Origin of the sequence: Streptococcus porcinus (assembly GCF_901542335.1) — a bacterium.
Taxonomy (GTDB): Bacteria; Bacillota; Bacilli; order Lactobacillales; family Streptococcaceae; genus Streptococcus; species Streptococcus porcinus_A.
Window position 1 is genome coordinate 1958265 of sequence record NZ_LR594036.1, and the last position, 20013, is coordinate 1978277.

At 37.9% G+C, this 20013-nt stretch carries 17 protein-coding genes; 4 read left to right on the forward strand and 13 right to left on the reverse strand.

All coding sequences use genetic code 11. The features are described 5' to 3' along the window. Positions 1-129 precede the first annotated feature (129 nt). The 10 genes from fusA to rsgA all read right to left on the reverse strand — a co-directional run bounded on the left by fusA (position 130) and on the right by rsgA (position 11384). On the reverse strand, positions 130-2208 hold the full coding sequence (gene fusA, locus FGK96_RS09480; RefSeq protein WP_138083310.1) for an elongation factor G: 2079 nt from the start codon (positions 2206-2208) through the stop codon (positions 130-132). 138 nt (positions 2209-2346) lie between these two features. Next, positions 2347-2817, reverse strand: a complete 471-nt coding sequence (rpsG, locus tag FGK96_RS09485) for a 30S ribosomal protein S7 (RefSeq protein WP_003085033.1) — start codon at positions 2815-2817, stop codon at positions 2347-2349. Between the two features lie 20 nt (positions 2818-2837). Further along, positions 2838-3251 carry a 30S ribosomal protein S12 gene (gene rpsL, locus FGK96_RS09490; RefSeq protein WP_003085715.1) on the reverse strand — a complete coding sequence of 138 codons (414 nt, stop codon included), beginning with the start codon at positions 3249-3251 and terminating at the stop codon, positions 2838-2840. Positions 3252-3435: 184 nt separating this feature from the next. Continuing rightward, a complete protein-coding gene (locus tag FGK96_RS09500; protein ID WP_232045820.1) occupies positions 3436-6039 on the reverse strand; it encodes an SEC10/PgrA surface exclusion domain-containing protein in 2604 nt (867 codons plus the stop codon). Between the two features lie 22 nt (positions 6040-6061). After that, the gene (gene purR / locus FGK96_RS09505) at positions 6062-6877 is read right to left on the reverse strand and encodes a pur operon repressor (RefSeq protein WP_007892515.1); all 816 of its coding nucleotides are present in this window, start codon (positions 6875-6877) and stop codon (positions 6062-6064) included. Positions 6878-7012: 135 nt separating this feature from the next. After that, complete coding sequence (locus tag FGK96_RS09510; RefSeq protein WP_138083312.1) at positions 7013-7951, reverse strand: 3'-5' exoribonuclease YhaM family protein; 939 nt, start codon at positions 7949-7951, stop codon at positions 7013-7015. Then, positions 7941-9179, reverse strand: coding sequence for a DNA recombination protein RmuC (locus tag FGK96_RS09515; RefSeq protein WP_172601643.1), 1239 nt, complete (start codon positions 9177-9179; stop codon positions 7941-7943). Before FGK96_RS09515 ends, FGK96_RS09510 begins: the two co-directional genes overlap by 11 nt. A 34-nt stretch (positions 9180-9213) precedes the next feature. Next, on the reverse strand, positions 9214-9846 hold the full coding sequence (locus FGK96_RS09520; RefSeq protein WP_138083314.1) for a thiamine diphosphokinase: 633 nt from the start codon (positions 9844-9846) through the stop codon (positions 9214-9216). Then, entirely contained in the window at positions 9839-10501 is a 663-nt protein-coding gene (rpe, locus tag FGK96_RS09525; protein WP_138083315.1) for a ribulose-phosphate 3-epimerase, read from the reverse strand. Before rpe ends, FGK96_RS09520 begins: the two co-directional genes overlap by 8 nt. 10 nt (positions 10502-10511) lie before the next feature. Then, on the reverse strand, positions 10512-11384 hold the full coding sequence (gene rsgA / locus FGK96_RS09530) for a ribosome small subunit-dependent GTPase A (protein ID WP_138083316.1): 873 nt from the start codon (positions 11382-11384) through the stop codon (positions 10512-10514). A gap of 242 nt (positions 11385-11626) precedes the next feature. Between rsgA and FGK96_RS09535 the strand changes: the two genes are divergently transcribed. Together FGK96_RS09535 and FGK96_RS09540 are read left to right on the forward strand one after the other, a co-directional pair. Next, the gene (locus tag FGK96_RS09535) at positions 11627-13126 is read left to right on the forward strand and encodes an MDR family MFS transporter (protein WP_138083317.1); all 1500 of its coding nucleotides are present in this window, start codon (positions 11627-11629) and stop codon (positions 13124-13126) included. A 1-nt stretch (position 13127) separates the two neighbouring features. Further along, on the forward strand, positions 13128-13844 hold the full coding sequence (locus tag FGK96_RS09540) for a DUF4811 domain-containing protein (RefSeq protein WP_138083318.1): 717 nt from the start codon (positions 13128-13130) through the stop codon (positions 13842-13844). A gap of 249 nt (positions 13845-14093) precedes the next feature. On the opposite strand, the gene FGK96_RS09545 is transcribed toward FGK96_RS09540, so the two are convergent. The 3 genes from FGK96_RS09545 to argF form a co-directional block, all read right to left on the reverse strand. Further along, positions 14094-15653, reverse strand: a complete 1560-nt coding sequence (locus FGK96_RS09545) for a YfcC family protein (protein WP_138083319.1) — start codon at positions 15651-15653, stop codon at positions 14094-14096. Positions 15654-15755: 102 nt separating this feature from the next. After that, positions 15756-16688: a carbamate kinase gene (arcC, locus tag FGK96_RS09550; RefSeq protein ID WP_138083320.1), complete on the reverse strand. Its 933-nt coding sequence runs from the start codon at positions 16686-16688 to the stop codon at positions 15756-15758. A 12-nt stretch (positions 16689-16700) separates the two neighbouring features. Continuing rightward, the gene (gene argF / locus FGK96_RS09555) at positions 16701-17699 is read right to left on the reverse strand and encodes an ornithine carbamoyltransferase (RefSeq protein WP_138083321.1); all 999 of its coding nucleotides are present in this window, start codon (positions 17697-17699) and stop codon (positions 16701-16703) included. 103 nt (positions 17700-17802) lie between these two features. Between argF and FGK96_RS09560 the strand changes: the two genes are divergently transcribed. Together FGK96_RS09560 and FGK96_RS09565 are read left to right on the forward strand one after the other, a co-directional pair. Next, a complete protein-coding gene (locus FGK96_RS09560; protein ID WP_138083322.1) occupies positions 17803-19098 on the forward strand; it encodes an ATP-binding protein in 1296 nt (431 codons plus the stop codon). Then, positions 19099-19947: a DNA-binding domain-containing protein gene (locus FGK96_RS09565; RefSeq protein ID WP_138083323.1), complete on the forward strand. Its 849-nt coding sequence runs from the start codon at positions 19099-19101 to the stop codon at positions 19945-19947. Positions 19948-20013 lie beyond the last annotated feature (66 nt).

Genomic DNA, 20013 nt, shown 5'->3' on the forward strand with positions numbered 1-20013 from the left:
ATCCACTTAAATCCTGATAACACTGGGTTTCTTGAAAGTGTTTTCACTGTTATATAGCATTTGTCCCTCAACTATTTTCACAAACTAAAAAAGAAGCCAAGGTGTCTCCCTCAGCTTCTTTATCAGTGATTATTCACCGTGATTTTTTTTGATAATTTCTTCTTGTACAGATTTTGGAACATCTTCGTAATGATCAAATACCATCATGAATGTACCACGTCCTTGGGTAGCAGAACGAAGGATTGTTGCATATCCAAACATTTCAGCAAGTGGAACATATGCACGGACAACTTGAACATTACCACGAGCTTCCATACCATCAACACGTCCACGACGAGCTGTAACGTGTCCCATAACGTCTCCTAGGTTATCTTCAGGAGCTGTAATGGTAACAAGCATCATAGGTTCTAGAATTGCTGGTTGAGCTGATTTAGCTGCTTCTTTAAGTGCAAGTGATGCTGCAATCTTGAAGGCAGTTTCTGATGAATCGACATCGTGGTATGAACCATCGTAAAGTTTAGCTTTTACGTCAACCAATGGGTATCCAGCAAGGACACCATTTGCCATTGATTCAACAAGCCCTTTTTCTACAGCTGGGATAAATTCACGTGGAACCACACCACCAACGATAGCATTTTCAAACTCAAATCCTTTACCTTCTTCATTTGGTGTAAATTCGATCCAAACATCACCGAATTGACCCTTACCACCAGATTGGCGTTTGAAGAATCCACGAGCTTGAGTTGAAGCACGGAATGTTTCACGGTAAGATACTTGAGGTGCACCTACATTTGCTTCCACCTTAAATTCACGTTTCATACGGTCAACGAGAACGTCTAAGTGAAGCTCACCCATACCAGCGATAACTGTTTCACCAGTTTCAACGTTTGTTTCAACACGGAAAGTAGGATCTTCTTCAGCAAGTTTTTGAAGAGCAACACCCATTTTATCTTGGTCAGCTTTTGATTTAGGCTCTACCATCAATTGAATAACTGGTTCTGGAACATCAATTGACTCAAGGATAACTTTAGCTTTTTCATCAGTCAATGAATCACCAGTTGTAGTGTTTTTCAAACCAACTGCAGCAGCGATATCTCCAGCATACACTTTTTCAATTTCTTTACGAGTGTTTGCGTGCATTTGAAGGATACGACCGATACGTTCACGTTTATTTTTTGAAGTGTTCATTACGTATGAACCACTTTCAAGGATACCAGAGTAAACACGGAAGAAGGTTAAACGACCTACAAATGGGTCAGTCATAATCTTGAAGGCAAGAGCTGCAAACGGCTCTTCATCAGATGCTGGACGTGTTTCTTCTTCGTCTGTGTCTGGATTAACACCTTTGATTGCAGGGATATCAAGCGGGCTTGGAAGGTAGTCAATAACAGCATCAAGCATTAATTGAACACCTTTATTTTTGAAAGCTGAACCACAAAGAACTGGGAAGAATTCAACATTGATAGTAGCCTTACGGATACCTTCAACAAGTTCTTCATTAGTGATTTCTTCACCTTCAAGGTACTTCATCATTAATTCTTCATCAGTTTCTGCAACTGCTTCAATTAATTTTTCACGGTATTCATTTGCTTGGTCTACATATTCTGCAGGAATTTCTTCCTCACGGATATCTGTACCTAAATCGTTAGTATAGATTTCGGCTTTCATTTTGATTAAGTCGATGATACCAGAGAAGTCATCTTCAGAACCAATTGGTAATTGAATTGGATGAGCATTAGCTTGAAGACGATCATGAAGTGTGCTTACTGAGTAAAGGAAGTCAGCACCGATTTTATCCATTTTGTTAGCAAAAACGATACGTGGAACTTTGTACTCAGTTGCTTGACGCCAAACTGTTTCGGTTTGAGGTTCAACACCTGATTGTGCATCAAGAACGGTAACTGCTCCATCAAGTACACGAAGTGAACGTTGAACTTCAATTGTGAAGTCTACGTGCCCTGGTGTGTCAATGATATTAACGCGGTGACCGTCCCATTGTGCAGTCGTCGCAGCAGATGTGATTGTAATACCACGTTCTTGTTCCTGCTCCATCCAGTCCATTTGTGATGCACCTTCGTGAGTTTCACCAATTTTATGGATTTTACCAGTATAGTAAAGAATACGCTCTGTTGTAGTTGTTTTACCGGCATCAACGTGAGCCATGATACCAATATTACGAGTTTTTGCTAGTGAAAATTCGCGAGCCATTAGGTTTTTTCTCCTATATTTTTTTTGATAAGTTCATTATATCATGATTTATAAAAAACGGATAGGCAGGACCTACCCGTTAACAAGATTATTAAACTTTGATGTTGTCTTAACTCAATTTTTAAAAATTGAATTATCTTACCAACGGAAGTGTGCAAAGGCACGGTTAGCTTCAGCCATTTTGTGAGTATCTTCACGTTTCTTAACTGACGCACCTGTGTTGTTAGCGGCATCCATGATTTCTTTTGCAAGACGTTCTTTCATAGTGTGTTCACCACGAGCACGTGATGCGTTAACCAACCAACGAAGACCCAAAGTTGTACGACGTTCTGGACGAACTTCAACTGGGACTTGGTAGTTTGATCCACCAACACGACGTGCACGTACTTCAAGTACAGGCATGATATTTTCCATTGCTGTTTCAAAAACTTCTAAAGCATCATTTCCTGTTGCTTCTTTAATTGTTGCAAAAGCATCGTATACGATAGTAGCAGCTGTACCACGTTTACCATCAAGCATAACACGGTTGATAAGACGTGTTACAATTTTTGAATGATATAATGGATCTGGTAATACTTCACGCTTAGGCGCTTGATTTTTACGACTCATTGATTCTTATCCCCCTTCTATTATCCTTTTGGACGTTTAGCACCGTATTTAGAACGGCCTTGTTTACGATCAGCAACACCTGCAGTATCAAGTGCACCACGAACGATATGGTAACGTACCCCTGGAAGGTCTTTTACACGTCCACCACGAATAAGAACAACACTGTGTTCTTGCAAGTTGTGTCCAATACCTGGGATGTATGCTGTCACTTCGATAAGGTTGCTCAAACGTACACGAGCGAATTTACGAAGGGCTGAGTTAGGTTTTTTAGGTGTCATTGTTCCAACACGTGTTGCAACTCCACGTTTTTGTGGGGCAGACATTTTAGTGTGAACTTTTTTATGACTGTTGTAACCAATGTTCAAAGCTGGTGAATCTGATTTTTCAATTTTAGATTTACGTGGTTTACGTACCAACTGGTTAATTGTAGGCATCTACATTCTCCTGTGTTTTTTATTTTTGGTTGATTTAGCACTTGGTGACAGCCTAAATCCGGGTGTACTTTTGCAACAATTGTCAGCACGTCTCTGTACACTTTTGAGAGACCAAAAGTAAAAAGTACCGTCTACTATAGTAACATGGACGGTACTTTTTGTCAAACTGATTTGTTAGATTTTCTTATTTTTTACTACCTTTACGAAGCTTATATCCAGTTAAACCAGCAGCTGCCAACATAACTACTCCCGCACGGATAGCACGTTTTGTGCTTTCATCACTTGATGTTGCAATATTACCTGCTGTTGTTGAACCAGCCACATATTCTTTTTGGCTAGATTTATTATTTTTAGTCACGCTCTCAGCGACTTTTCCAACAACACTTTGATTGCCAGCAACGCCTGGAACAATCGTAATAGCTTCTTTTGCAACGGTAGTTGCATTTGAAACAATTGCTTGACCTGTTTTAGCAACAAAGTTTGAAGTAGTTTCTTCAACTCTAGATACAACATCTGCAAGGAGACCAGCTGGAGTAAGAACACTGTTTGAATCAGACTTAAACTCTTTTGCCATTATCATCGCTTCATCTGCAAGCTGTTTCTTAAGGTGTTCTTTTAAAGCAAAGACATGACGACTTGTGGTATGAATCTCTGTTTCAAGTTTATCTTTTAAGGAAGTCAACTCTACTAACTGTTTATTCTTTTCAGCTAATGACGCTGTAGTTTGTTTCAAACCATTCTGTGCAGCATTAAACCTTTGTTTAGCCAGCTCCTTACGGTTTGGATCTAAGTTTAAGTCTAACGCTTTTTTAAGTTCAACTTTTTTACCAACTAGAGATGTAACTTGAGCCTTAAGCGCTTTTTGCTTTGCTTCAAGCCTATGAAGATCAACTTTTTTATTTGAGAGATGTCCTAGAGCCTTGTCCAGTTTAGCTTTAATATCAACATGGTTCTCTTGCGCTACTTTAAGTTGCTTACTCAATTCATCTTTAGACTGATTGAGTTTTGTTAACTGTGCTGATAATGATGCTGATAAGGCTTTTGCCGCAGTCAATTGGGATTTTTTAAGGTTAACTTGATTTTGCGCTGCTTTGACTGGAGCTTCAGATGAAACTTGCGCTAGTCGCCCTTTAAGTGAATTAATCTTGCTCGTAATGTTTGCAATGCTTGTTTTTAAAGACGAAACTTTTGCCGCATCAATAGCTACTATGCTAGATCCAGAAACCAGTTTTTGGTTAAACAGGCTAGCGTTGCGAATATTTGTCGCTGGGAAAACAACAAAGTGAGTTCCTAGACCAGCTACCGTCTCCGTAGAAACTCCGAGATGTACTGTAGCACGTGGGTTGGTTTTATCTACCCTAAGAAGGTTAACTGTATGACCAAAAGTATTCCCATGCAGGTGGTCAGTGAAAAGCATGTACTTGATAGTATTATAAATGCTACGTTTGATGCCATTGACAGTATGAACATCATTAAAGAAACCAATATCCTCATACATATTATCATCATTTGGAATCAGTCCAACACTTGTTGCTGCCCGTTCAATCAAGGTTTTATCGTGTGGGCCCACTCCATAGTGGCCTGCTACACCCGGTTGCCCATAACTAAAGGAGGGCACCTTTGTTCCGTGAGTTGCTTTATAAGAAGTTGTTAGCGTTCGTACAAATGCTTGTGCCCCCTCAGAAACAACGACTGGAGGTAAACCAAGTTGTTGGCGAACAGAATTAATCATTGCAGCTGCAAAGAGTGCTAGTTCATTTTGAACTTCTGGTGTTAACTTGTCTGGATTAACAAAACGGTTCAAATCCTTAGCAATATCAACATAGTGATTCATTGAAGCCCCAGGGCTTGCTTTTGCAACCAGTGTTGACTTCATAGAGTTATAGGCATTAACATATGACTGACTACCAATATAGCCACTTGATACTAATTTTTTAACTTCAGCAATAGGGAAGCCCGTTGGAGCAACCATCTTATTTGCTCCTAGAATATTAACTGTTGTATTTCCAGTAGTAGATTGAACCTTCGCCAATTCTGCTTTTTTACTTTCAAGGCTCTTTTGATTGGAAGCCAGTTCATTTGAAAGTTGCGTTTTTGTAGCACTAGTAACAGTTGTTAAATTATTCTGTGCTTTAGCTAAATCAGCAGTGGCAGTTTGAACTGCTTTAGTGGCATTTTCTGCTTGTGTCGCAATAGTTTTAGGTTTATTAACCAAGTTATTTAAATCAGTTACTTGTTTTTTAGCTACCGCAGCTCTCTCTACTAATCTCTTTGCTTCATTAGTGGCAGCAGTTACTTCGGAAGTTTGAGCATTAACTTGCTTTGCGATTTGCGTTTCAGTAGCCTGAGCAACCTGAATTTGACTTTCAGTCTTCGAAATTTCTTCTTTATGCTTATCTACTAGTGCCTTAAATTCTGTTTCTGAAGCATTCGACACTGTTTCAAGAGTTTGCTTTGCCTTTGTAAGCTCTTCTTCTTTAGCTTGACGATCTGCCTCTAAGGCTGCAATCTGTTCATTGGTAGTTTTGATATCTGTATTAACAGAATCCAACTCTGAACTTTGCTTTTCAAGCTTAGCTTCTTTGGCATCAAGACTTTTTTTCGTCTCCTCCGCTGTTGCTTTAGGTGAGCTAGGATCACTAGCACCAGTATTAGGAGAAGCCTGATCAGTATATTCTTCTGCCTTTACCTGTTGTTGCACGCCAACACTAGCCCCTAACAAGGCCAAAGTCGATGTTAAAGCAATGGTATTTTTGAGTTGTTTGCTCTTATTTGTTTCAAATTCCATTTTATTTCCTTTTCTCTCTTCGTCAATCATTAAAAATATTCCCCACTTCAACAACGACTTTATTATTCTTTACATCAATCTCTGAAACTTTCAGAAGTGACTTGTAAATCATGTCTTCGCGCTCTTCTTTAGCATTCTCTGCAAAGACCGCTACTCCCACCAAATGACTATCAAACTCAGATAGCAAGCTAATCATTCCTGTGATGGTTCCTCCACCTTTAAGGAAGTCATCTACAATAAGTACCCTACTATTTGGTCGTAAACTACGTTTTGATAAAAACATTTTTTCAATACGGTCGCTAGAAGCACTAGCATAGTTAACAGATACTGTTGATCCTTCGGTAATTTTTAAATCGCGTCTAACGATAACAAAGGGGACATTTAAAATATTGGCAACTGCATTAGCCAAAGGAACCCCTTTTGTAGCAACTGTCATAACAGCATCTATTTTTTGTCCTTTGAAGGCATTGGCAATAATTCGCCCAATATTTTGTAAAATTTTTGGTGTACTTAAAAGGTCAGATAGATAAATGTAACCACCTGGTAAAATACGGTTATTTTCCGAAAGGCGTTGACATAAATCTTGGACAATAGCCCTAGCTTCTTCTTCTGAGATGCTTGGCGTAAAAATAACACCTCCACTAGCTCCCGTCAAGGTTTCAATTTCACCGATATTTGACTCTTCAAATGCTTTTTTGATAATTGCAATATCTTCTGAGATAGAAGATTTTGCGGCTTCATATTTTGTTGCAAATGTGTTTAAACTAGTTAATTTATAGGGATTGTTAATCAGGTAATTTGAGATAACAACCATTCTTTCGCTACGTCTTAATTTCATTCTGACCCCATAATAATGTACTTTAGAAAAATTATATCATAAAGGCAAAAAAAAGACGAACGTTCGCAACTGCGACAAATCGCCTTTTTAAGCTATTCTCGGACTTTTGATAATAATTTAACCAAAATGTAACATTTAGTACTTCGGTTTGTAAAATGAGCGGTTGTCCATCGCAAAAATCCGACTTGTCATCTCGCCTTCTCCGACACGATTCAGAGCTGTTAACATCATCATCATATTGGCATCAATATTGTCAATCATGTGCAACATTTCAGCTTCCATGATTCTGGGACGAACTGGGCTACCATACTCCAGTTGACCATGATGACTCAAAATCAAATGTCTAAGGACAGTAACTTCTTCTTTCGTATCATCAATTTGCAGTTCATTTATGACCTTTGTGATTTCTTCATTAATTAAAGAAATGTGGCCAATTAAGTTTCCTCGAACAGTATATTCTGTATGATCTGGACCTGTCAACTCTAATACTTTTGCTAAGTCATGAAGCATTATTCCAGAAAAAAGTAGACTCTTATTTAGTTCGGGATAAATATCCCCAATACTATCTGCTAAACGAACCATAGTTGCAGTATGATAAGCTAGGCCTGATTCAAAAGCATGATGATTGGTTTTGGCAGCTGGATAAGTATAAAATTCCTTGTCAAATTTTCGATAAAGCGCCCTAACAATCCTTTGCCAAGTTGCGTTTTCAATTTTAAAAAGCATTTGTTCTAAGTAATCGCGAACATCATCAACACTCACTGGAGCCTTCTCTCTAAATTCACGTGGATCATTTGGCTCCCCTTCTCTTGTATTACGGAGGGTAATCTGGTTAACCTGAGGTGTTCCATTATAAACCTCTCGTCGCCCTTTCATATGAACAACCTTTCCAGCCACAAATTCCTCTACATTGTAGGGTTGTGCATCCCAAAGATTGCCTGAAATTTCACCAGAATCATCTTGAAAAGTAAAGGAAATAAAATCCTTACCCGCCCTTGTTTTTCTTACTTCTGCTGATTTAATCAGATAAAAGCCCTCAAACAGTTGGTCTTTCTTCATTTGGTTAATTTTCATAGGTATCCTCTTCTATATCAGGTATATTAAGCAAAGCTTCAGTATCCTTATCTTGATAAGTTTCAACTTTTGTCAAAGCTCTAACAATGGCCTTACTGCGTGTTGAAATTAAGTTGTCTAATGTTGAGTTTGCTGTCGAAATTTGTTTTTGCGCCTTGACTAAAATAGTTCCAAACTTTTCAAACTCACTTTTAACATTGCCTAAAATTTTGCTAATATCATCAGCATTTTTTTGAATATTTAAGGTTTTAAAACCTACCGATAGAGAATTAAGCAGAGCCGATAAGGTAGATGGACCTGCCACAACGATATTATCTTCCCTTCGAAGTGCATCAAAAAAGGCTGCGCTGCGAACCACTTCTGAGTAGAGACCTTCAGTCGGTAAGAAGAGAATCCCAAAGTTGGTTGTTTCAGGTGGCTTAATGTATTTTTTGTTAACATCTTTAGCAAAACGTTTAATAGCAGCAAGTAAGGCTTTACGAGTCTGTTCAATCTGCTCTTTGTCTCCAGATTCATAGGCATCTTCTAGACGATAATAGTCTTCCAAGGGAAACTTGGAATCAATCGGCAGATAAACATACTCTCCTTCGTTTTGACCAGGAAGTTTGATGGCATACTCAACGCGTTCACTAGAGCCTTTGATGGGTGAAAACTCTTTTTCATACTGTTGAACTGTTAGAATATCTTCAATAATCTGTCCTAATTGAAGTTCCCCTAAAATACCGCGTGTTTTGGTGTTAGATAGGACTTTATTTAAGGTACCGACATCTTTAGCAACTGTGCGCATCTCGCCTAAACCAAGATTGACATTTTCCAATTGTTTAGACACTGTTTCAAAAGAAACTTGCAGACGTTTATTTAAAGTTTCTTCTAACTTTTCCTCCACAGTCCGACGCATCTCTTCCAAGCGTTTCTCGTTGGAGTCCTGCATTTGCTTGACGGATTGGGAAAGATTCTTGTCAATCAGTTCCAACCTCTGATCACTACGATCACGACTCTCTGATAAATTATGATACAAAACAGTCTTTAAATCATTAAGTTGTTGATAAAGATCTGTTTGATTGCGGTTCAACAAGGAACTGACTTCAATAATCTGATTTTTACTATAACTTTCTAATTGATAAGATAATTGATCTGACAAATTATCAGCATTGTTTTCCAAAGTCTTTTGAAATTGAGCTTCTAAGGACTGAACCTTCTGATAAAGAACGACAATAATAATCCCCATAAGGATAAGTAGAATTACAATAAGAACTTCCAAATTAACTCCTGTCTCTACTTTGAATAATAATAATATAATCAGAATCAACACTGACTTCTATTGGTTGTCCAATAAACTCATTACTAGAATAGACTTTTTTCTCAAAATAATTTGAACTAGTTAAGTCGTATTTAGCGCCTTTTATTGACAAGGGATTTTGACCTACGGCCATAAAAGAAACATAAGTCATACCCTCTACTTGATGGATGATGTGACTACCACTTGGACGAAATTGCACATGGTTTTGGTGATCAAGAAGAGTAATCTGCGATAGAAAAGGCTTTAACTCTGGATTACTAGGCAAGTAAAGATTGGATAATAAATGATCCAATCGTCCTCCAAAGGCCCCAAAAATCGTCACCTCCGCTTCTGGATAATCTTCGAAAACTGTCTTTAAAGCTAACTCCGTATCTGTATCATTTTTTTCAGCAGGCGACTGCATGAAGTGTTTAGCCTCCCTTTTTATATTCGATAATTCCGACTCAGAAACCGAATCAAAATCACCTACTGCATAAGTTAAAGGTAAATTTTCTTCAATAACAAAAAGGCTACCACGATCAATACCACAATAGAAATCGTATTGCTTAGGAAGTGTCTCAAGGTCACCGCCAGCAACTAAGGCTATTTTAAGCATCCAAAGCCAACCTTAATGTTTGGACTTGAGAAACTAAATCATCAGCTTTAAAGAGATAAGAGCCTGCCACAAAAACATTGGCACCCGCTTTGGCACAGGCTGCAATCGTTTTGTCATCGACGCCACCGTCAACTTCAATATCAAAGTCTAAACCAGCCCTTTGACGCATCTCAACAACTTTTTTAACCTTGTCTAAACACTCTGGAATGAAGGCTTGACCTCCAAAGCCAGGATTTACTGTCATAATCAGAACTTGATCAACCAAGGATAAGAGAGGCTCAATGGCACTTACTGGCGTTCCAGGATTGATAACAAGGCCAGCTTTCATACCAGCTGTTCTAATTTTTTGTAGGGCACCATGAATATGATGAGTGCTCTCAACATGGATTGTCATAATATCGGCACCTGCTTGCGCATAAGCTTCCACATAACGCTCAGGATTAATCACCATCAAGTGACAATCAAAAACCAGTCTGCTATGTTTGCGCATACTAGCGACTACGTCTGCACCAAAGCTAATATTAGGAACAAATTGACCGTCCATAATATCAATATGAACATACTCAGCATCTGTTTCCTCAATACGTTTTAACTCTGCGGCAAAATTAGCATAGTCAGCCGCTAAAATAGAAGGTGCAATTTTGTGACTTGTCATGTTCAATACCCTACTTTCTTTTAATTACTTTCTTAAAGGTTTCGCGCCGGTTTTCGATTTCACTGAGGAATTGTAAATAGTTATCATAGCGCCTTTGCCATATCCGGCCTGCCTTTACTGCAGCGATGACAGCACATTGCGGTTCGTGACGATGGCTACAGGATCTAAATTTACAGTTATGGCTAAAATGTCTGATTTCAGGAAAAGCTTCACTAAGGTCCTCTCCATTATCAATAGCGTAATCTAAGTTGGAAAAACCTGGCGTATCAGCTATTTTCCCGCCGTTAACATTATAAAAACTAACAGCACGTGTCGTGTGGCGTCCGCGCCCTAAACTACCAGAGATTGCTGCCGTCTCGAGGCCTAGTTCTGGAGAAATTTTGTTAAGAAGTGTTGATTTACCGACGCCAGTCTGTCCCATAAAGACTGTTACTTTCTCTCTTAAATGTGGTAAAAGCTGACCAAGAGACATAGCAAAATTATAACCTACCTGCTCATAATGACGCCTGGCATCTTCAATAGCTGTCAGATCTTGAAGTAGGTCAAGTTTAGAAATATAAACAATTGGCCTAATACTTTTATTTTCCAACAAAACCAAAAAACGGTCCAAAAGGTTACTGTTAAAATCAGGTTCCTTGGCCGACATAATAACAACAGCTTGGTCAATATTAACAATAGGAGGTCTGACTAGCTCATTTTTACGTTCATGTATGGCTAGAATATAACCTTCCGAGTTATTCTCTGCTGTAAAGTCAACAAAATCGCCTACATAGGGAACCTGTCCTTTTTTTCTAAAATTTCCACGCGCACGTGTTTGGTAAACTCTTCCTTCAGACTCGACATAATAAAAGCCGGCCAAAGATTTAATAATTCTTCCTTGCAAATGAACTCCTCGTAATCATAATAACTTCATTATAGCAAAAATAAGTCTTTAATTCAGCAGATTTACGTTTTCCCTTATGACAATTTTTTTAAATTTTTTCCTGAATCTCTCTAAAAAACGATGCAAATTAATTGCAGCTCATTTAGGTTTATGATATAGTTCTCAGGGTAACTATGTTGATTTCTGAAATTTTAATATATTGTAGCGTCAGCATACTCATAATTCATTTAAAGGAGAGAAGAATGTCAACAGATTATAACGTTGATATACACGGCAAGCCTTTTAATCGGACGACTATGGTTATTTTGCTATTAGTCGCTACCTTTGCCGGTATTTTAAATCAAACCAGTCTCGGTACCGCGATACCGACATTGATGGACAGTTTCCATATTAACTTAGCAACAGCTCAACAAGCAACCACGTGGTTCCTATTAGCAAATGGGATTATGATTCCTGTTTCAGCTTACCTTGCCACTCGTTTTTCAACCAAGTGGCTCTATGTGTCAGCTTACGCTATATTGGTTGTCGGACTACTAATCACAACCTTAGCACCTACATCCAATTGGACCCTTTTTCTAGTAGGTCGAATTATTCAGGCTGTTGCGGTTGGAATTACTATGCCCTTAATGCAGGTGGTAATGGTCAATATTTACCCAGCTGAACAAAGGGGAGCTGCAATGGGACTTAGTGGCTTAGTAGTTGGACTAGCTCCTGCAATTGGACCTACCTTTGCAGGTTGGTTATTAAAGCACGATATCATCTTGTTCGGTCATAATTTAGCTTGGCGTGCTATTTTTGTTTTACCATTAATTATCTTAACTATTTCATTTTTTCTATCACCCATTTTTATCAAAGATGTTATCCCCAACAAAAAAATGACCTTGGATTTTCCTTCCTTTATTTTATCTATTATAGGATTTGGTCTTTTTCTCTGGGGATTCACCAACGTGGCTAGTGATGGCTGGGAAAACCTGACTAATGTTATCATTCCAATTCTTGTAGGGATTGTTATCATTGCAATCTTTATCCGACGACAATTAACTTTAGAACAACCTTTCCTAGATATTCGTGTGTTCAAGGTTAAACAGTTCTCTATTACCACACTTGCCATCGCCTTATCTATGATGGCTATGATGGGAGTGGAAATGATGCTACCTCTGTATTTACAAAACGTACATGGTTTATCTGCCCTTGATTCTGGACTTGTCCTACTACCTGGAGCTCTAATCATGGGAATTATCAGTCCCCTCGCTGGGAGCGCCTATGATAAAGTTGGTGCTCGTCGACTTGCCTTAATTGGCTTTACTATTCTTGGTATCGGAACTATTCCTTTTATTTTCCTTACTGGAACAACACCTGACCACTATATTACCCTATTATATGCCGTTCGTATGTTTGGTATTGCCATGATTATGATGCCTTTAACAGCTTCAGCTATGAGTGCACTACCACCTCATGAGGCTGCTCACGGAACAGCTTCAAACAATACAGCTCGTCAAATTGCATCAGCCATTGTCGTTGCCTTATTATCAAGTGTAACTCAAAACGTTATCAACAATAATAAACCTTCAAAATTATTACAAGAGCAAAACCCACTAGAATATGCTTCTAAATTGTTAGATGCTAGTCTAAAAGGTTTCCATATCTCCTTTACTATTGGATTATCCTTTGCAATTATTGGTTTTGTCGTTGCCCTCTTTCTCCGTCGAGGAAAAGTTATTGAAGTAGGAAAGGAGCTTTAAGATGATTCTATTAATCATTGCCTTAGCAACTGTGCTGTCCTTTGTGACATGGATGTATATTCCCAAACAGCTGGTAAGATATCTTTTGGGAACTCTGTCACTACTTAGTCTACTAGCTAGCACCCTCTATCTAACAGACCACTTTGTTAACCACCGAGGTATGACAGTTGACACAAAGATCAACAAACAGGAAATTTATTCTGCTGGTGATGTTAAAGCTAACTTTGGCCTTCTCATTGCTAAAAAGATTGGTACGAAATCAGACCACCATGTACTCATCTATAGAGAGCATAAAGAAGATCAAAAACCCAAAGCCCATTTTGTTCCTAACAGAAAGAAAATAAATCAAGCCACCAAAATATCTGCTAACTACAAGCAAACTGATAGTGATAAGGCCTATTTGATAACCACTACCAAACGGTATGTTTGGAAAACTCACCTTGATAAACTTATGTTTGGCTTTGGAGGAGAAACTAATGAACTGATTTCGCAAAAAGCGGAGGCGGTCATCCCAAGGGATTATTGGCTAGTGGTCACACCAAAGCAGGCGCAACAATTAGCTAGCCTTGCCCCTCAATTAAAAGCTGACCAAGAAAAAGCATTAAAAGCTAATCCTCAGTTAACTTTCAAAATGCAAGTTTTAGCCAAAGAAAATCCCAAAGCACTAAGCAAATTGCAAGTAGACCAATTAAAAAAAGCATTAGGAATGATTGAATAATAAAAGCCATGTCAGGTTGACATGGTTTAGAACGTAAACAAACTCCTAACAATAAAAAAATGTGAATAGTCTTGCGTAAAATGACACGATATTAAACTCTAAAAAACGTTGATATTCCAATGTTTCTGAGAGTTTTTACTTTTCATAATAAAGAAAAAAGATTGAAGAAAATTGTCCAAAATGGACTTTTTCTTCAATCTGAACCATGTCAGATTGACATGGTTTTTATTATCTGGAGATAAGCTGTCACTAACCTGCCAAAAGTACTAGGAAAACTAACATACCACCACCGAAAATAAGTAGAAAAGCGACAACCGGCCATACAAATTTCAGCCAATGTGAATACTTCATATCTAGCATTTGAAGAGTTGCCATAACCAAACCGGTGGGCGCTAAAAATAGCATAGCATACTGTCCAAACTGATAGGCCATAACAACAAGATATCGTGGTATTCCCACTGTATCAGCCAAAGGGGCCAGAATAGGCATAGACAAGACAGCGAGGCCTGATGAAGACGGAACAACAAAGCCCAAAAAGAAGTAAATAATCATCATCACGATAATAAAGACTGGACCACTTACATGCGAAGCGACTTTTGAAGCACCAAATAGCATCGTGTCAGATATAAAACCTTGGTTTAATATGATATTAATACCTCTCGCTAAACCAATAATCAAGGATACTCCAATTAAACTAGCTGCTCCATTGACAAATTCGTCAACGACTTCCTTTTCACCAATTCCGTTTGGACCTGTTGCCGCAAGAAACATTATAACTATCGTAATAGCCAAAAAAGAGGATGCCATTGTTGGAAACCACCAACCTTGAGACATAATACCCCAAACCATCAAAGGAAAGGAAATCGTAAACAAAACAAGTATAATTTTTTGTCTAATAGTAAATTTTGCTTCTGAAATTCCTGCCACTAACCCCCATTTTTTATTAAACTCTTCTCGATCTTCATAGGAATAAGAAAAACTTGGATCAGCTTTGATTTTTTTAGCATACCAATAAAGATAGGAAACAACAAAGATGGCACCTGCAATACAACCAAACATCCGCCATTCTAAACCTTCTGTAAAGCTAATACCAGCTGCATTTGAAGCAATGACTGATGAAAACGGATTAATTGTTGAGAAAGAAGTTCCCACCGAGCTGGCCAAGAAAATTGCTCCAACACAGATGATGGAATCATAACCCATAGCCAAAAAAACAGGGACCAAAATCGGATAAAATGCAACAGCTTCTTCTTCAATACCACATAGCGTACCACCTAACACCATTAATAATGACACTAAGAAAATCAGTGTGAACTCTCGACCTTTAGTTTTTCTCGTCAAAGCAATTAATCCAGATTCAAAGGCTCCGCTTCGACGAACCACCCCTATCATACCTCCAAGAACCATTATAAAAACCATTATATCTACAGCTTCAATAGTTCCCTTGACCATGCTTGTTGTAATGTCACTTGGTCTAGCAGGATTTTGTTTTAACCTTTTGTAGGTGTTTGGTACAGAAATGGGTTTGCTAATGGCTCCTGAAGTAAACTCTTTAATTTTTATATTGACACCAATTTTATCCAACTCTTTTTGCGTTGCTGCGACATTTTTGACCTTTCCTGAAGGTTCGGTGATCATTAATTTAGACGTTTCAGAATTATAGAGTAATTTTGCATAAGAGCCTGACGGTATAATATAAGTTGCCATTACTGCAATTATCGTCAAGATAAATAGTATCGTGAAGGCACCTGGCATTCGAAAAGCTTTTTTTGCCACTATCCCTTCATTTTTAGTTTTACCTATTATCATATCATTTCTCCCTTTAAGTTGGTTATTTGTATCGAAGGCTAATAGCATAGAAAAAGGCATGAAAAACAGATAATCACTGATCTTTTCATGCCTCCAAAGCTTTTATTTAGTAATGTGTGTGCCAGTAACACCATTTAAAGCTTTTTCCAGGCTATCTAAAGAGGTTATGATTGCTTTTCCGTTTGGATTATGATCAAGGAAACTCAAACAAGCCATTATTTTAGGCAACATACTACCCTTGGCAAATTCTCCATGTTTAACATAGTCAATCAGCTCCCCGGTCTTTACCTGGGTCAGTTTTTCTTGATTTTCTTTCCCGTAGTGAATGTAAACATGCTCAACAGCCGTTAGAATAATTAATTGATCTGCCTCAAGTTTGCCTGCTAGCAAAGCACTAGATTGGTCTTTATCAATAACGGCTGCAACACCTTTATAACTGCCACTTGAACCCTTAATTACTGGGACACCGCCGCCACCACCTGCAATGACTAAAGTTCCTGCTTCAATGAGGGTCTTTATACTAGCTAATTCCAAAATCTCTATTGGTTGAGGAGAAGCTACAACTCGTCGATAACCCCGCCCGGCATCTTCAACAAAAGTATAGCCTTTTTCAGTAGCTATTTTTTCAGATGTTTCTTTATCATAAAAACTTCCTATTGGCTTTGTGAGATTTTGAAAGGCGCTATCTTTAGGATCAACTTCTATTTGCGTCACAAGGGTCGCAACTTCTTTAGTGATACCTTCTTTACCTATTTCATTTAATAAACTTTGTTGAAGGTGGTAACCAATATAACCCTGACTCATAGCACCACACTCAGGGAAGGGAAATGCTGCTCCTTGTCCGTTTTCTGCCGCATAATTCATCCCTAAATTAATTGCTCCGACTTGTGGCCCGTTCCCATGACTGATAACAACTTCATGGCCGGCTTTAATAAGTGAAACAAGCGATTTAGCTGTTCCCTTGACCAGCTCAAGTTGTTCCTCCGGTGAATTTCCTAAAGCATTCCCGCCTAATGCAACGACTATCTTTGTCATAATACAGACCCCCTAGTCGCCCAAGGTAGCTACCATAACTGCTTTAATGGTATGCATACGGTTTTCAGCTTCTTGGAAGACTACAGAATGAGGTCCTTCAAAAACTTCATCAGAAACTTCCATTTCTTTTAGACCATATTTATCATAGATTTCTTTACCTACTTTTGTGTCTATGTTATGGAAGGAAGGCAAGCAATGCTCAAAAATTACATTAGGATTCTTTGTCATTTCAATCATTTTCTGAGTTACTCGGTAAGGCTCTAAGAGTGCAATCCTCTCTTTCCAAACTTCATCTGCTTCACCCATTGACACCCAAACATCTGTATAAAGAACATCTGAGTTAAGGACTCCTTTTTCAATATCATCTGTAATTTCAATGACAGCACCTGTACTCTTAGCTATCTCTTGACACTTCTTCAAAAGCTCTGGATCGGGATTTAAATCTTTGGGACAAACTAAATGATAGGTCATACCGACAATTGAAGCCCCAATCATCAAAGCGTTAGCAACATTATTCCTACCATCTCCGACATAGGTAAAGCGAATCTCTTTGTAAGGTTTTTGAAGACACTCTTTTGCAGTCAAAAAATCAGCTAATACTTGCGTTGGGTGGTCAGCATCTGTTAAACCATTCCATACTGGAACCCCTGCAAATTCTGCAAGAGTTTCAACAGTTTTTTGAGAAAAGCCACGATATTCAATACCATCATACATCCCACCAAGAACACGTGCAGTATCTTTTGCGGTTTCTTTTTTACCCATTTGACTTCCTGTTGGCCCCAGGTAAGTAACGCGAGCCCCTTGATCGTAAGCAGCAACCTCAAATGCACAACGGGTACGGGTTGAATCTTTCTCAAAAATGAGGGCAATGTTTTTTCCAACTAATTTTTGTTGTTCAATGCCCGCATACTTAGCACGCTTCAAATCTTCAGAGAGATTTAAGAGAAATTCAACTTCCTGTGTTGTGAAATCCAATAAGGTTAGAAAATTACGGTTTCGTAAATTTTTCATTGCTTATTACCTCCTTTTTATTTATACTTAGATTATAGTTAGCGCTTTCACAAAGCTTCAATAATATTCAAAAATCTTCAAATAGAAATTTTTAGGAATTGATATGCTTGATATTTTAACCGAAAATCATCTTGAAAGACGACAACGGATTGTTATTGCCGCTATTACTATTGCTTTAGCTGCACAGATACATATTTCAACAATTACTGATGGTTTTATCCTAACTTTGTCTCTCTTCATCTTGCCAGTTTTTTTATACTTTAATGATGATGTGAACCCTTTCCATATTTGTTTAGGAATTGCAGCAGTTTCTCCAATCTTTAGAGGGCTTATTTTGGCCCTTGTAGGAAAATCAGCATCTCTGAAAATCTTAGAATTTGTTTTTACTGATGTTGTATTCTACTTGTGTTACGGATTCTGTTTTTATTTTCTATATTGGAGCCGTTCCTATCGAAATAAAGGAACGTTTTTTCTAGCCATCATTATCTGTGACTATCTTTCGAATATCTTAGAAATTAGTTTATTACTCAATTTTAAGAATTATACCGTCAGTATTTTCCAGATCCTTTTTCTAACCGCCTTGGTAAGAGCTTTAATAAGCTGCGCACTGGCCTACACTTATAGTTATCTGACCCTCTTACTTCTTAAGGATTACCACGAACAGCGTTACTATTATTTTATTTGGTCAACTTCTGCTGTTAAAAGTGAAGTTTACTTTATGCAGAAAAACATTCTTGAGATTGAAAACATCATGAAAAATGCTTATCTTCTTGACAAAGAGTTAGCTAAACATCACTTACCTCAAGAATACCAACATTTATCTTTAGACATCGCAAGAGATGTGCACGAAATTAAAAAGGATTACCAAAATGTTATCAAAGGACTTGGTACTTACTTTAGTGTAGAAAACGAATCAAGTATGACCGTAAAAGATATTTTTAGAATTGCTCTGTCATATATCCGTAGCCTAATTCAAGCACATCAGCAAGACATCATTATTACCGAGCATATTCAAAGCAAGACGACCATTACCAACTATTATTTTCTCCTTACAATCGTGTCCAATATTGTGTTGAATGCTGTGGAAGCTATTGGGGACCAAAAAAATGGTACTATTATTGTTTCAACACAAGAAAACGACCAAAACCTTAGCATCACCATCACTGATAACGGCCCTGGCATTTCTGATAAGATGAAAAAGTTTATTTTTCAATCTGGTTTTTCAACAAAATTTAATGCAAATGGGGATATTTACCGTGGAATAGGGTTATCAAATGTTAAAGTTATTGTTGAAGAACAATTTAAAGGAAGTATAACCTGTTCTGACAACCAACCTAAAGGTGCTATTTTTACTATTAATTTAAGCAAGAAGCAATTAGTAACTGGAGTGAGTGAATGAATGAAATTCTATATTATAGATGACGATCCCTCTGTGACAATGGTGCTTCAAGAAATCATTGAGGATGATTTTAACCACATCGTTTGTAAGACAACAAATGATTCAACTGAAGCCTATCATGATTTATTAGTCTCCGATATTGATATCGTCTTAGTTGACTTATTAATGCCAAAGTTAGATGGTGTGACACTGGTTGAAAAAATCCACCACAGTCGCCCAAAACTCAAATTTATTATGATTTCTCAGGTCAAAGATGAAGGTCTTCGACAAGATGCTTATCAAGCAGGAATTGAGTTTTTCATCAATAAACCCATTAACATTGTTGAAGTACGATCGGTTGTCAATAAGGTCAAAGAAAGTATTCAAATGGAGGCAAAATTAAAGCTAATTCAAGAACTTTTAGGCCCTACCTTAGCACAACAGACTCAAGATAGCATACAAGAAAAGCAATTAGAGAAAATCCGTTCCATCTTATCCTACTTAGGCATTACCGCTGAAGCTGGTTATACCGATATAATGACGATTTGTAAGCTGATGTTAGATCATAATATTCCCTTTGAAAAGGTTAATTTTGAGCATTATTTATCACTAGACGCTCATTGTCAAAAAATTATGCTGCAAAGAGTGCGTCGAGCGGTCAAAAAAGCTATGATTAATATTGCCCACCTTTGCCTAGATGATTTTGAAAATGATATTACTCTTCAATACGCTAATGCATTATTTGGCTATCAAAATATTCATCTTGAAATTCAAGTTATCCAAGAAGAGAGCTTTCAAGGTGGAAAAATTGTTTTGCGAAAATTTTTTGATGAACTAATCGTTCAAAGTCATAACGCACTTTTCATGTAGATGATCGTGCAAAAAAAATAGCCTAGGAGGTAAGCCTAGCTATCACATTCCTAAACTAACTGAAAC